The 953-nt window shown below is 70.5% G+C and carries 1 protein-coding gene; it reads left to right on the forward strand.

Features of this window, described 5'->3' with window-relative positions:
• Window positions 1–953: YadA family autotransporter adhesin (locus ACPYOD_RS19135; RefSeq protein ID WP_481303270.1), on the forward strand; the 953-nt coding region annotated here is incomplete at both ends.

The following is a 953-nucleotide window of genomic DNA, read 5'->3' on the forward strand; positions in this document are numbered from 1 at the left end:
GGTGCGGTGGCGACGGGCCAGAACAGCGCGGCTTACGGTGCGGGTGCACAAGCGGACGGTCCGGGAAGCGTCGCGGTGGGCGGTAACGCGGTGGACGAAAACGGCAATCCGCTGATCACCAACGGTGGCGTGCCGGTGGATACGGGCGCGACCAGCGCGGGCGTGGGCGGCACCGCGGTGGGTGCGAGCGCGAACGCCAGCGGCTTCGCCTCCACAGCGGCAGGCGTAGGTGCGTACGCATCGGGTGCGCAATCGGCCGCCTTCGGTGCGGTGGCGAATGCGATCGGCGACTACTCGACCTCGGTCGGTACGCTGAGCGCCGCCACTGGTGTCAGCAGCACGGCGGTAGGCGAAAGCGCGCAGGCCACCGGTGACGAGAGCGTGGCGGTGGGCGGCACCACCTTCTTCGGCTTCATTCCGGCGCAGGCGACCGGCACGGGTGCCGCGGCGTTCGGTGCGGGTGCATGGGCCACCGCCGATTACGCCACGTCGCTCGGCTGGAACAGCTGGGCCGATGGCGTGAGCAGCACGGCGGTCGGCGAATCGGCGATCGCGGCGGCAGCCAACTCGGTGGCTCTCGGTGCGGGCTCATACAACGATCGCGCGAACACCGTGTCGGTGGGCGATGTGGGTGCGGAGCGGCAGATCACGAACGTCGCCGCGGGCACCGAAGACACCGATGCGGTGAACAAGGGCCAGCTGGATGCATCGGTGAACGATGCGACACGTTACTTCAAGGCCAGCGGCAACAACGATGGCACCGACGATGCGCTGGCAACGGGTCAGTACGCGACGGCGTCGGGCTCCGGTGCGTTCGCTGGGGCGAACGGTGCCACGGCCACCGGCAGCGGTGCCGTAGCCACGGGCGTGCAATCCACGGCCACGGGTTACGGTGCGGTGGCGACCGGCCAGAACGCCGCGGCCTTCGGTGCGGGTGCGCAAGCCGACGGCCC

The sequence above is a fragment of the Luteibacter sp. HAY1-4A genome (assembly GCF_056755355.1).